The organism is Fusibacter paucivorans, from assembly GCF_018390735.1.
Taxonomy (GTDB): Bacteria; Bacillota; Clostridia; order Peptostreptococcales; family Acidaminobacteraceae; genus Fusibacter; species Fusibacter paucivorans.
On record NZ_JAHBCL010000056.1, the window covers coordinates 1 to 11,475 of the forward strand.

An 11,475-nucleotide genomic window follows, 5' to 3' on the forward strand; every position below is an offset into this window, starting at 1 on the left:
CTCAATACATATATGCTATATGTATTGTAACAAATGACTACGGCAAAACAAGGGAGCTATTTCATCGTGGCATTGACAAAGCCAAAGAGCAAGGCAAAGTCAAATCACGTGGACTAAAACATGCTGCACTACTTATATCACTGAATGATTTAACGCCTTTTTTGATATCCCTTTCTTCTAAGTACCGCTCTCTTCGATCCATCTGATAATAGACCTCATAGATTTCTTTTGTTGTTTCATAGTACTTTCCGTCCACCGGGATGAGATACTTCCTTGATTCTTTATTTTGATCATTTTGATGATTCATTTGAAACCTCCTATTTTGTCATGAGTTTTTTCATTTCAAAATAGAAAGTTATGGACCACGGATAAAAACAAAATCAGTATATGTCATTTTTCCTCCTAAAAAAGGGCATAAAAAAAGGCCAGAAGTCGTTATGACTTCTAGCCTATAATTTGCCCGTTATATTATTTTAGCTGAAAAAGGGTATTAAAAAACCTCCGTGAACACAGAGGTTAAAATATGCCTGTTTCTTCCAGCATATCAATCATACCCTATTGACAATACCATGTCAGTACCAAAGCAGTCTCTATTTAGTATCAATTCAGTCCCATTATTGTCCCACGTTGTTATTGCTTATAAACTCCGGTAATACATATCCCCATAAAATAACACCAAATAGTGATATAGCTTTTTTACGTTGCCTGAAATAGGTTGATCTTGATAGTTTCAAAATGTCCAGTATTTCATTCTCAGAGTATTTCTTTTCCGAAAAATATGTAGTCTTCAATATTTCATGATACCGCTCACCTTTGTTTGGATACGTCACCAACTTGAACATTGCTGCATTGATAATCTCTATAATCACTTTACTTGCTTCTGTATCTTCAAGCTGTTCATGCAGCAGCTTCGCTTTCAAATCCGAACCAAACTCTGTAATGACATCCAATACCATAATTGAAGAATTGCCATATATTTCTTTACACTCACGAACAATATTCGTATAGCTATTGTTCATGCCCCATAAGACGTCTGAGTATATATCAAGAAGCAAATGAGCATCATGATATACCTTTTCATCAAACTCATCATAAACCTTGAAAGAGTTCATTAATCTTTCAAGTCCATTCGTTGTCTTTCCCATTTTAACCTCACCTCTTTTACTGATTTCTCTACTGTTTTTGTTGACTTACTGCAATATTTCATGCTATTATTTTATACGAACATACGTTCTGTTTGTTCATTATGCATGAACCATTTGTTCATGTCAATATTTATGATATTTTACAAAATTTATAACTCATGTTTTTAGAAGAGGTGTGTACTATGACTATAACATTAGGAAGTAAAGTTAAGCTTCTACGAAGCGAACGTAACATGACCCAGCCTGATCTTGCCACTGAATTAGGTGTTACCGTTCGTACTATTGCTTATTATGAAAATGATGAAAGGCAGCCCAAGAAGGACATAATTATGAAACTCTGCGAATTGTTTGGTGTTTCTACTGATTATCTATTATCCGATAACGATGCGTTCTTAATAGAAGCAAAAGAAAAGTATGGATATCGAGGTAAAAAAAAGGCTGAATCGTTTATTAACGATACAGCTCTACTCTTTGCCGGTGGAGAATTGAGTGAAGCTGACCAAGATAAGGTCTTCAAAGCCATCACCGAAATATATTGGTTGTCGAAGGAAAAAAACAAAAAATATACTCCGAAAAAATACCGAGACTAAGAAAAGTAATTTCTTTGAAACTCTGCAAGGGGGAATTATTTGAACGATTACATTATAGAACGCTCAACAAGACTTGTTAAAAAATATGCGACTAGAGACCCTTTTGAAATCGCCAGTAATATGAACATCGATGTTCTCTTTATGGACCTTGGCAATCTGAAAGGATTTTATAAAAGAGATGGGCATAACCGGTTTATCGTCATCAATGAAGGCATTTCTGAACCATTACAGAAAATAGTCTGTGCCCACGAACTTGGACACGACCAACTTCACAGGCACCTCTCCAAAAGCCAGACATTGCAAGAATTTGCCATCTATGATATGAAAAGTAAGCCTGAATATGAAGCTAATGTTTTTGCAGCTGAATTGCTCCTGTCAGAATCTGATATCTTGGACTCATTTGAACAAGGTTTTACATTCTATGAAACAGTCAAGCTGCTTCATACAGATCCACAACTGCTTGCAATAAGATTAATGACGATGAAACACACTAAGAGACATTATGAAATTCCTTTGAATATACAATCTGATTTTCTAAAAAAAGATTAAGGTGGTGTTGGTACCCATCTTAATCTTTTTTATCTTAAATCTACTTCTTATAATTCTGCGGTGCTGGTGCCTTAACCACAACAAGCTCCAAAACATCTTCATCTTTGTTTCCCACATTCATTTTCGTATTATAAGGTATTTCCAGCAAAGTGCCTTTTTCATAGACATGGACTTCCTGATCATTGAGACCGATACTTAGCTTTCCCCGAATAACATTCATATACACATTCGAATTGGAATAATGTTCCGGAAGGCCTTCCTCCTTGCCAAATACCATATGAATGTAGTTAACATTCTCATCCATAATCAGTTTTTCGACTGCCTTATCATCCGATGTACTGTATTTATATACTTTTTCAATCATCTTTTTCGTCCTCACTTTCATTATTTGATTCCATTATACTTCAGAATTCTATATAATTAAGTTACATTGGTAACACTTTTTCCCATTAGTTTGTATTATTGTTAGGTTATATAGTTTTGTTAACGGAGGTACATTCATGTCGATAAATCATTCTACAACACAATATGAAAAAACAATTTTAGGCGTCCTGCCGCCAATGCTCCTATCCGATTATTTAGCAAGTGGTAAATTTCTAAAACAGTCCTATAACAAAAATGAAATCATTCACTTAGAAGGTGATGAATGCACTCAAATAGAAATTATTATGCAAGGTGAAATCGTAATCGAGCGTATCGGTCTATCCGGTGACCTCATGACTGTCAATCATTTTGGCAAAAGTGATATTATTGGGGCAAATCTGATCTTTTCGAGTACGGATTTCTATCCCATGACCATCACTTCAAAGAAATATACTGAAGTTATTGTCGTTCAAAAAGATGTCCTTTTCGAATTATGCAATAGCTATCCCACGTTTCTTATGCAGTTTATCAAGGTTATCTCCGACCTATCTGTTCTTATTGGAACCAAGATGAAAAACCGAATCAGCAGAACCATTCGCCAAAGCATCATCACTTATTTATCCAAGCAATCCAAGTTGCAAGATTCATATAATATTACAATAACCATGTCCAAGAAATCCTTGGCCGAAATGTTCGGGGTCAGTAGAACTTCTTTATCCAGAGAGCTCCAAAAGATGGCTGCTGAAAATTTGATCACCTTCGATGCCAAAACCATCCAGATTCTGAATACTGATATTCTGGAATAACACCACTACCCATTGACTTCTATTACTTTTGACGGGCATTTATCAGCAACTGTAATCAAATATTCTTTCTTACGATCGTCAAGTGCTGTCAATTTCAAATCTGGATTAATGACATAGGCTTTCCCTTCTTTCATCATGAAGATTTCTGGCAGTGCTTTTGCACAGGCAGTACAGCCTACACAATAATCTTGTCGAATAACAACATCTTCTCTGGTGATTTCAACTTCAGATTTTACTTTGATATGAGATTTCTCCATAATCAAGGCGATGACAAAGATGAATACTACTGTCAAAAGCCACCTTACTGCCATAAAGTCCGGACCGAGGAATTTTGCCTCATTGGCTAGCATGGGGACCTTAATCACTGCCCAAGCGCTTAGTATGATGACAACATTTCCTACACTGGCACCTTTTTTATGGAGCGTCTTTGCAATCGGAAAAGCTGCATATATAGGCCCAGCTGATAGACTGCCAAATGCTAAGGCAAGGGCTGCACCGCTCATTCCGGATTGATTGCCTAATCGTTTAACAATCCATTCCTTAGGAATCAATACATCAATCGCAACGGTCAACATAAAGATCACCGGCAATATTTGAGCCATTTCAATCAGATAATAAGTACTGTTTCCCAGAGCTGAATAGGCCATCTCACTCTTAAAAATCATCAATACCCCATATATCATGACAATGATTACCATGAGCTTATTCTTCAATATTCTTTTCATTATAAAATCACTCCCATCAAAATGGCAATTGAAATGGCTGCCCCAAAACTAAGTACATTTCTGGTTACTGCAAACTGAGTTCCGAACTCTTTTTTCTCAAGAGGGAAAGTCACCATGCCAACCATCGTCAAGGTCGTCAGAAAAGCCACGCCGGGAACGATACTTGCTCCTGCATCAACAAATGACCCCACAAGAGGAAAGGCTACAAAAGCAGGAATTAACGTAATACTTCCCACAACTGCCGCTACCAATGACGAAAGCAATAGATTCTCTGACCCTAATACGCTTTCTATGGTTTCCGGCGGTATCAATGTCAATATGAGGCCAATCATAAATATGATTCCGATAATATCTCCTATCATATTCTTCATCATACCTCTTGATTTTTTCATCGCTTCTTTTGATTTTTCTTTTTCCTTGATAATCGAAAGGATAAAAAGTATCCCGCCGACAATCCAAAATCCTATTGTAAATATATCCATATCGTTCTCCTTCCATGCAACGTTTTATCAACTATCTACATTTTAGCTGTCTATTACGAAAATAAGAGTTACTCATGTAACACTTTTCTACATATTTGCAAAAAAAAAGAACCAATCTCAAAATTGACTGGTTCTGTAAATATCATTCTTATCGTTCCTAAACAAATCTCTTAAATAGGATACTGTTTTCTTTGTGAACATGCTGATACATATCTACCTGTAACTGCTGTAACAATTTGTAAGTCACTTTATACGTATTGCAAGCGTCCTTCGGCAAACTAAAGTGATCGGTAACCACCGTTAATTGTTTTAAAATGTCACCAGCGGCATCATGTTCCTTTTCGAGTGTATCTATTAGACGAACTGCCTCATCATATTTGTGTTCCTGAATTAAAGGGAACAATTGCTTTTCTTCTTTGACCAGATGCTCTTCCAGTTCTGTTCTAAGATCGCCTACCAGATGGTGTACTTCAAAAAGTTCTGGATGATTTTCTCCATGTACTTCAATCAGTTTAAAGAGATAGCTACCAAGTTCAGGCAGAGCCTGCCTTAAAAATGCATGGTGTTGATTAGCTATGTGGTCAATCAATTGGTGATTGCTTAGTTCACTTAACTGCAGCGTACTTTCTCCTGATTTTTCAAGAGCAATGAGTTTTTCATTAAGCGATTGGATAATATCATTTTCATCCGCAGCAGAATCCTTGATTGCTACACCTATTTCCCTGTCACCACCGCAACAGTAATCAATGCCATACGTCATATACACACCTGCCAATACAGGATACTTCGTTACACTATCACCTATTGTCATCTTCAGATTTAATTTCATTATACGCACACTCCTATCATTTTTAGATTTTCAACCTGCTGATTTTCTGTCCAAAATCGATGCAATCCTTTTCCGATTGACCTTCCGGCATTTCATTCACAATCAGACTATCCAGTTCAACTTTGACCTCTAAATCAGCCATCATAGCTTCCCAAGACTCCATCCATTCGCCATCTCCCCATCCATAGGACCCAAATAAAGCAATGGATTTTCCCCTGAACGCCTTTTCATTCATACGAATAAATGGCTCCATTTCTGAAGTATCAAGTTCTTCAACACCCATAGCCGGACATCCTAGAAGAACAACATCACTTCCTCTGATATCATCTACCATGCTGTTCCCAACTGTTTTTATCACAGCCTCTATTGCTGTATCTGATTGATCCAAACCTTTTTTAATCAAAGTCGCCATTTTTTCAGTGTTGCCTGTGCTTGTCCAATATATAATCGTCGCCTTCATAATATAACCTCCATTTGGTATCGGTTAATGTAATGTGTAGTGTTATTCTAACCTCTATGGTTGCCTCTGTATGTGATTCAAATCACGAGTGATTCTAATTCTCATTTATTTGTGTTAAGATAGAACTATCAAACATCGAAAGGAGGAATCGCCATATGGACGACCAAAAAACCTGTCAACACTGTACACATGGATTATGTATTAGCAAAGTATCGATATTCAAATCGCTCAGTCATCAGGAGATGATTGAGGTTCTGAAAAAAGTCCGCCACATTACAGTCATGAAAGGTGACACCTTTGTGCATGAAGGCGATCAATCCTCTACACTTTTTATCATCAATACCGGTATCGCAAAACTCACAAGATCCAGCAGCATCGGCAAAGAGCAAATCATCGCCTTACAGTCTGACGGTGACATCATCGGTGAATATTACCTTCTTACTGATTACGAACCATATAACTTTTCAGCCGTTGCACTGAGTGATATAAATCTCTGCACACTCAGCAAAAAAGACATGGATGCCATCCTTGACACACACCCTCAACTCTGCCGTTCCATGTTGACAGAGTTATCTAAAAAAATGATTGACATAGAAAATAAACTTCAGAACATTGCCATTACGGAGACAGATTCCAAAGTTGCTTTTTTGCTTATTCAGCTATATGAAAAATTCGGTTACGTTTCTGAAGATGGGCCGGTTATCGACAATCCCCTTAGCAGGGAAGATATGGCTAACTTTGCCGGAATGACCCGAGAAACGATGAGCAGGTATCTAAACCGTCTGGCAAAAGACGGTATGATTCGCTTTATAGATAAGAATAAAATCGTGCTCGTGAAAAAAGATAAGTTGGAAATGTGGCTATAAGTATTAACCTTTATTCATGTCTAAGTATTTTTGCCATCGTCTTGCCTTTTGCAAGTTCATCAATCAATTTATCAAGGTAGCGAATTTTTTGCATAAGTGGCTCTTCAACAGTCTCTACGCGCACACCGCAAACAACACCTTTAATTAAACGACTTAAAGGATTAAAATTCGTTGCTGATTCAAAAAAGTTCTCACAATCTGATCGCTTTAATAGGTGGTCTTCAAGCTCTTCCTGACTATATCCAGTCAACCAACATATGATTTCATCCACTTCATCTTTCGTTCTGCCTTTCTTCTCGGCTTTCGCTACGTATAAGGGATAAATATCTGCAAAACTCATTTTATAGATTTTATGATTAGTCATTGCATACTCCTTTCGATCTATTCTAATGGTGATTCCCTGTTTCATAACACCATGCTGTTATCCTTGTAATCAACTCCAGCGGCAATGGTCGATCATAGGGGAATTGAATTGCGCCCTTACTTGTCTTGTATTCTTTTAGTTCTTCTGCAAAGTATACAATGGCATCCGGTCCCGGATACAATCCGATATGATTTTTAAACGCCGCAAAATGAATGATATTATGCCCGTCCCAATAAGTCGGCATTCTCCAGGATATCCGTTCTTCTGCATTCGGAAGAACCTTTCTAATCGAGTCTCTAATCTGGTTTAACAGGGGTCGTATACGTTCCGGCTGATCTAAGATATATTGTACAATACAGTTTTCATAATTGTCCATTTACACCCTCCTTTGTTGTCAGTTCCTCCATAAGATATTCAGTGCCACATCTCATAATATCGATGTGGCACTGCTTATATCTTATATTTCTATTATCTAATTTATAATTGTGCTAAATAATAACCCAAGACTATTCTTATGCCATAAATAATTCAATGTCATCTTCAACGGTTCCGACACCTGCAATGCCAAAGGTTTCTACAAGAACCTTAGCTACATTTGGAGACAAGAATCCAGGTAATGTTGGGCCTAAGTGAATATTCTTCACACCAAGATATAGTAAAGCAAGCAGTACAATAACAGCCTTTTGCTCATACCATGCAATGTTATAGGCAATAGGAAGCTCATTGACATCTTCAAGTTCAAAGATTTCTTTCAGTTTAAGTGCAATGACTGCCAATGAATAAGAATCGTTACACTGTCCTGCATCAAGAACACGTGGGATGCCCCCGATATCTCCGAGTGGCAATTTATTATATCTATATTTCGCACAACCCGCAGTTAAGATCACGGTATCCTTAGGAAGCTTCTCCGCAAACTCCGTATAATATTCTCTAGACTTCATCCTGCCGTCACAACCAGCCATGACAAAGAATTTTTTGATGGCACCGGACTTAACTGCATCGACAACTTTATCCGCTAATGCAAAAACTTGATTATGCGCAAACCCACCAACAATACTACCCGTCTCGATTTCAGTTGGTGAAGGTAATTGTTTTGCCATATCTATGATTACTTTAAAATCTTTCTTGCCGTTTTCATCTGCTTCAATATGACCACAAGCCGGGAAGCCTGCTGCACCGGTTGTGAATATACGGTCTCTTATCTCATCTTTTCTAGGTGGCACGATACAATTGGTTGTAAAAAGAACCGGTCCATTGAAAGGTCCAAATTCATCAACTTGTCGCCACCATGATCCACCATAGTTTCCTGCGAAGTTATCATATTTTTTGAAGAATGGATAATAATGTGCCGGCAGCATTTCACTGTGGGTATATACATCGACCCCTGTTCCCTGTGTTTGATCCAATAATTGTTCCAAATCAGTAAGATCATGTCCTGAAATAAGAATTGCCGGATTGTTTCTGACACCAATATCCACTTGGGTTATTTCAGGATTGCCGTATTTGGATGTATTGGCTTCATCAAGAAGTGCCATTGCCGCAACGCCGTATTCTCCTGTTTTAAGCACTAAAGCTACAAGTTCATCAGCACTTAAACCATCATTAAGTGTAGATGCTAAACCTTCATAAACGAAAGCATAGATTTCCTTGTTTTCTTTTCCAATATTCAGTGCATGATGTGTGTAAGCTGCCATCCCTTTAAGTCCGTATATGATCAATTCCCGAAGTGATCTGACATCTTCATTTTCAGTCGATAAAACACCAACTGCTGATGCCTTTTCCAGCATTTGCTCTCTTCCGGATACATTAAAGGTCGCTGCTTCATTAAGATCAGAAGCAGAATTTTGACCTTTCAATTCATCACGCAATGTCATCATTTTCTTGATCTGTTCTTCAATAGCACCATCGTCGAAATTCGCATTGGTAATGGTAATGAACAAACTTTTCAGCACTTCATGATTAATTTCTGAAATCGTGGTGACGTCTACATTTGCCTTCGTAACAATTTCTGCAATACCTTTACAGGTATAGATCAATAAATCCTGAAGTTTTGCAACTTCTTCGTTCTTACCGCAAACACCCTTTACTGTACATCCTGTGTTCTTTGCTGTCTCTTGACACTGATAACAAAACATGCTCATGATTTTCCTCCTTGAATTCTATATTGAATTTTGATCGGTTTTTCCGTATGAATACTCCGTCAAAAATCGGTACATGGTCACAAAAAGTCAATCCTAATTTAACGCTATATGTTATAGTATATTATATAAGCCAGAGAAAATCTGTAACAGCTGTTACACTTATTGGAGGGATAACTTTGAAACAGATTCATCAATTATTGGAAAATCCACTTTTTAAAGGCATTGACTATGAATCTTTTACCCAAAATTTCATTGTAGAAAAATTAAAAATATTTCATTACCCAAAAGGCACTATCATTGTACAGGAGAATGAGAAATGTTCTTCCATTGGTTTTATTCTAGATGGGCTTCTTACAGCTCAGCAATTAGCTCAAGATGGTAAAATACTAACCATCAATTCCTTTGGCACTAACGAATCATTTGGCGCAGCTCTTTACAGTTTACCGGATTCAATATATCCTTTTAACATATATGCTCAGGCGGATAGTCATGTCGTTTATATTTCTTTTTCAGATATTAAAAGAGTCCTGGACTCAAGTACCATCTTTAGCAACAATTTTATCCATTTTCTATCTGAACGCATCTATGCCTTTTCGAACAAGATACAACTCCTTCAATATAATGATGTTCGCTCCAGACTCATCAAATATTTGTCAAATGAGTCGAAAGAATTAGGGTCAACAACCTTTGAATTAAGACACACCAAAGTCGCAATCTCAAATGTCATCGGAGTTGCTCGTCCATCAGTGTCGAGAGAACTTAAAAATATGGCTGAAGATCAGTTGATTAAGATTTCCGGCCGAAACGTAGAATTGTTGAATACTTCTATTTTTAATCTATAACCTTCATGTACACTATCTTCTATTGTAGTTGCTATGCGCCACAGTAAAAACATTCGCTCTGCATTCATAATAATCGAGCACTTTATACTGATTAATAATATGAGACTCATTGAATACCGTTAAAGCAATGCTATACTCAATTCTTGTTGTTCTAACCAGTTCATACAATGTTTTCAAATCTTCCGGCGTAAATGCTTCATAAAGCTCTAGTTCATTTAGATTATCCGCCTTACAAAACTCTCTTGCAACCCTAATAACTGTTTCATCTTTAATTACATGAATGCCAATCAATAGCATTGCATCATCAAGCATATTATCCAATGTCGGTACCCATCTGATAATTTGCGTGTCATTTCCTTCTTCATACAAATCAAGATTTTTTAGTATCCAAACCGGTCTACTATTCTCTGACAAATACAATCCGTGACTTGGTATTATTCCACCATGGTATTCATGATCGTGTCCTATTAAGATTTGTGCTGTGAATGTTGCCATTTATCTGTCCTCCATAAGTTTCTTCTAGCTTCATTATCTATCCAATAATTCAATTACCTTATCGGCAGATACTATATAATCCCCTTATCATTTAAATTTTCTTCCGGATGTATGTCGAATCATTTCACAGAATCTTTTCCAGCCATCAGGATACATATTGCTGCCGTACTTCTTGATATTACGTCCATTTCTAATAATTTCTAAACTCCACTGGGTACCATCAAGAACATCTGGTTCTACATATTTAGCTTTCCAATTCAACACATCAATATCCTTCAACTCCTCAAGGACCTTAGTCGCTGTTGCATTGCGAATGCCTTTTTCATAAGTTGCTTCCTCACCAGCACCAAAATGCTTCCATTTCAATTCTTTGCTTATCAAGTTAATCTCTACTTCATAATATCCGCCAAAGAATCCACCAACTGATGCTATCAATGCGTTTATTTGATCATACGCAACATCAATCACCTGATTTTTATTCCATTCATTGTGGCAATCTTTACAGTAATATTCGGGATCACTACCTGTTACACAGCACCCACCTAGCTTTACTTCACCAGCTTCTGCCTTTAAAAACACTTCATGGGTTGGCATACCATAAAGAATTTTAAGCACTTTTGTAGAACCGCATTTCGGACATTTTTTATATTTAATTGACAAATGAAATCACCCCATTCCACTGAATATTCAAGTCAATTTAAATAGGGCTTGCTGAACGAAGTTAAAACCATTGAGAATACTGACTTTGAAACGCTTTTTTGATATAATAAATGCAAGGATTTTAACATTTCTTCCACAAAAACCTTGCAGATGGAGGC

General features: G+C 37.1%; 17 protein-coding genes. 5 read left to right on the plus strand and 12 right to left on the minus strand.

The window, feature by feature from the left end:
* Window positions 1-61 precede the first annotated feature (61 nt).
* Both KHM83_RS18810 and KHM83_RS18815 read right to left on the minus strand, forming a co-directional pair.
* The gene (locus tag KHM83_RS18810) at window positions 62-307 is read right to left on the minus strand and encodes a hypothetical protein (RefSeq protein WP_213238579.1); all 246 of its coding nucleotides are present in this window, start codon (window positions 305-307) and stop codon (window positions 62-64) included.
* A 307-nt stretch (window positions 308-614) separates the two neighbouring features.
* A complete protein-coding gene (locus KHM83_RS18815; protein WP_213238580.1) occupies window positions 615-1,145 on the minus strand; it encodes a hypothetical protein in 531 nt (176 codons plus the stop codon).
* 182 nt (window positions 1,146-1,327) lie between these two features.
* Between KHM83_RS18815 and KHM83_RS18820 the strand changes: the two genes are divergently transcribed.
* Together KHM83_RS18820 and KHM83_RS18825 are read left to right on the plus strand one after the other, a co-directional pair.
* Window positions 1,328-1,735: a helix-turn-helix transcriptional regulator gene (locus tag KHM83_RS18820; protein ID WP_246543205.1), complete on the plus strand. Its 408-nt coding sequence runs from the start codon at window positions 1,328-1,330 to the stop codon at window positions 1,733-1,735.
* A gap of 39 nt (window positions 1,736-1,774) precedes the next feature.
* On the plus strand, window positions 1,775-2,284 hold the full coding sequence (locus tag KHM83_RS18825; RefSeq protein WP_213238581.1) for an ImmA/IrrE family metallo-endopeptidase: 510 nt from the start codon (window positions 1,775-1,777) through the stop codon (window positions 2,282-2,284).
* 40 nt (window positions 2,285-2,324) lie between these two features.
* On the opposite strand, the gene KHM83_RS18830 is transcribed toward KHM83_RS18825, so the two are convergent.
* A complete protein-coding gene (locus KHM83_RS18830) occupies window positions 2,325-2,648 on the minus strand; it encodes a cupin domain-containing protein (RefSeq protein WP_213238582.1) in 324 nt (107 codons plus the stop codon).
* 136 nt (window positions 2,649-2,784) lie between these two features.
* Between KHM83_RS18830 and KHM83_RS18835 the strand changes: the two genes are divergently transcribed.
* On the plus strand, window positions 2,785-3,453 hold the full coding sequence (locus KHM83_RS18835) for a Crp/Fnr family transcriptional regulator (protein WP_213238583.1): 669 nt from the start codon (window positions 2,785-2,787) through the stop codon (window positions 3,451-3,453).
* A gap of 5 nt (window positions 3,454-3,458) precedes the next feature.
* Here KHM83_RS18835 and KHM83_RS18840 read toward each other — a convergent pair whose 3' ends face one another.
* The 4 genes from KHM83_RS18840 to KHM83_RS18855 all read right to left on the minus strand — a co-directional run bounded on the left by KHM83_RS18840 (window position 3,459) and on the right by KHM83_RS18855 (window position 5,949).
* Entirely contained in the window at window positions 3,459-4,178 is a 720-nt protein-coding gene (locus KHM83_RS18840; RefSeq protein ID WP_213238584.1) for a permease, read from the minus strand.
* Window positions 4,178-4,660 (minus strand): permease, encoded by a 483-nt coding sequence (locus tag KHM83_RS18845; protein WP_213238585.1) that lies wholly within the window; start codon window positions 4,658-4,660, stop codon window positions 4,178-4,180. The genes KHM83_RS18840 and KHM83_RS18845 overlap by 1 nt, the downstream gene beginning before the upstream one ends.
* 157 nt (window positions 4,661-4,817) lie before the next feature.
* A complete protein-coding gene (gene ric, locus KHM83_RS18850; protein WP_213238586.1) occupies window positions 4,818-5,489 on the minus strand; it encodes an iron-sulfur cluster repair di-iron protein in 672 nt (223 codons plus the stop codon).
* Window positions 5,490-5,511: 22 nt separating this feature from the next.
* Window positions 5,512-5,949 carry a flavodoxin domain-containing protein gene (locus KHM83_RS18855; protein ID WP_213238587.1) on the minus strand — a complete coding sequence of 146 codons (438 nt, stop codon included), beginning with the start codon at window positions 5,947-5,949 and terminating at the stop codon, window positions 5,512-5,514.
* A gap of 155 nt (window positions 5,950-6,104) precedes the next feature.
* Between KHM83_RS18855 and KHM83_RS18860 the strand changes: the two genes are divergently transcribed.
* Window positions 6,105-6,815, plus strand: a complete 711-nt coding sequence (locus KHM83_RS18860; protein WP_213238588.1) for a Crp/Fnr family transcriptional regulator — start codon at window positions 6,105-6,107, stop codon at window positions 6,813-6,815.
* A 10-nt stretch (window positions 6,816-6,825) separates the two neighbouring features.
* On the opposite strand, the gene KHM83_RS18865 is transcribed toward KHM83_RS18860, so the two are convergent.
* From KHM83_RS18865 to hcp, 3 genes are all read right to left on the minus strand, one after another.
* Window positions 6,826-7,179 carry a DUF2200 domain-containing protein gene (locus KHM83_RS18865; protein ID WP_213238589.1) on the minus strand — a complete coding sequence of 118 codons (354 nt, stop codon included), beginning with the start codon at window positions 7,177-7,179 and terminating at the stop codon, window positions 6,826-6,828.
* 22 nt (window positions 7,180-7,201) lie between these two features.
* Window positions 7,202-7,555: an iron chaperone gene (locus KHM83_RS18870; protein WP_213238590.1), complete on the minus strand. Its 354-nt coding sequence runs from the start codon at window positions 7,553-7,555 to the stop codon at window positions 7,202-7,204.
* Window positions 7,556-7,691: 136 nt separating this feature from the next.
* Window positions 7,692-9,320, minus strand: a complete 1,629-nt coding sequence (hcp, locus tag KHM83_RS18875) for a hydroxylamine reductase (protein ID WP_213238591.1) — start codon at window positions 9,318-9,320, stop codon at window positions 7,692-7,694.
* A 176-nt stretch (window positions 9,321-9,496) separates the two neighbouring features.
* On the opposite strand from hcp, the gene KHM83_RS18880 reads away from it, so the two are divergent.
* Window positions 9,497-10,162 (plus strand): Crp/Fnr family transcriptional regulator, encoded by a 666-nt coding sequence (locus KHM83_RS18880; RefSeq protein WP_213238592.1) that lies wholly within the window; start codon window positions 9,497-9,499, stop codon window positions 10,160-10,162.
* A gap of 12 nt (window positions 10,163-10,174) precedes the next feature.
* Here KHM83_RS18880 and KHM83_RS18885 read toward each other — a convergent pair whose 3' ends face one another.
* Both KHM83_RS18885 and KHM83_RS18890 read right to left on the minus strand, forming a co-directional pair.
* Window positions 10,175-10,657: a hypothetical protein gene (locus tag KHM83_RS18885; protein ID WP_213238593.1), complete on the minus strand. Its 483-nt coding sequence runs from the start codon at window positions 10,655-10,657 to the stop codon at window positions 10,175-10,177.
* An 87-nt stretch (window positions 10,658-10,744) separates the two neighbouring features.
* On the minus strand, window positions 10,745-11,317 hold the full coding sequence (locus tag KHM83_RS18890; protein WP_213238594.1) for a hypothetical protein: 573 nt from the start codon (window positions 11,315-11,317) through the stop codon (window positions 10,745-10,747).
* Window positions 11,318-11,475 lie beyond the last annotated feature (158 nt).

Excerpts from the sequence above, each read along its gene's own strand:
- KHM83_RS18835 (WP_213238583.1), top strand. The coding sequence starts at position 2,785 with ATGTCGATAAATCATTCTACAACACAATATGAAAAAACAATTTTAGGC.
- KHM83_RS18885 (WP_213238593.1), bottom strand. The coding sequence starts at position 10,657 with ATGGCAACATTCACAGCACAAATCTTAATAGGACACGATCATGAATAC.
- KHM83_RS18870 (WP_213238590.1), bottom strand. The coding sequence starts at position 7,555 with ATGGACAATTATGAAAACTGTATTGTACAATATATCTTAGATCAGCCG.
- KHM83_RS18820 (WP_246543205.1), top strand. The coding sequence starts at position 1,328 with ATGACTATAACATTAGGAAGTAAAGTTAAGCTTCTACGAAGCGAACGT.
- KHM83_RS18855 (WP_213238587.1), bottom strand. The coding sequence starts at position 5,949 with ATGAAGGCGACGATTATATATTGGACAAGCACAGGCAACACTGAAAAA.
- KHM83_RS18810 (WP_213238579.1), bottom strand. The coding sequence starts at position 307 with ATGAATCATCAAAATGATCAAAATAAAGAATCAAGGAAGTATCTCATC.
- KHM83_RS18860 (WP_213238588.1), top strand. The coding sequence starts at position 6,105 with ATGGACGACCAAAAAACCTGTCAACACTGTACACATGGATTATGTATT.
- KHM83_RS18840 (WP_213238584.1), bottom strand. The coding sequence starts at position 4,178 with ATGAAAAGAATATTGAAGAATAAGCTCATGGTAATCATTGTCATGATA.
- KHM83_RS18845 (WP_213238585.1), bottom strand. The coding sequence starts at position 4,660 with ATGGATATATTTACAATAGGATTTTGGATTGTCGGCGGGATACTTTTT.
- ric (WP_213238586.1), bottom strand. The coding sequence starts at position 5,489 with ATGAAATTAAATCTGAAGATGACAATAGGTGATAGTGTAACGAAGTAT.
- hcp (WP_213238591.1), bottom strand. The coding sequence starts at position 9,320 with ATGAGCATGTTTTGTTATCAGTGTCAAGAGACAGCAAAGAACACAGGA.
- KHM83_RS18830 (WP_213238582.1), bottom strand. The coding sequence starts at position 2,648 with ATGATTGAAAAAGTATATAAATACAGTACATCGGATGATAAGGCAGTC.
- KHM83_RS18815 (WP_213238580.1), bottom strand. The coding sequence starts at position 1,145 with ATGGGAAAGACAACGAATGGACTTGAAAGATTAATGAACTCTTTCAAG.
- KHM83_RS18865 (WP_213238589.1), bottom strand. The coding sequence starts at position 7,179 with ATGACTAATCATAAAATCTATAAAATGAGTTTTGCAGATATTTATCCC.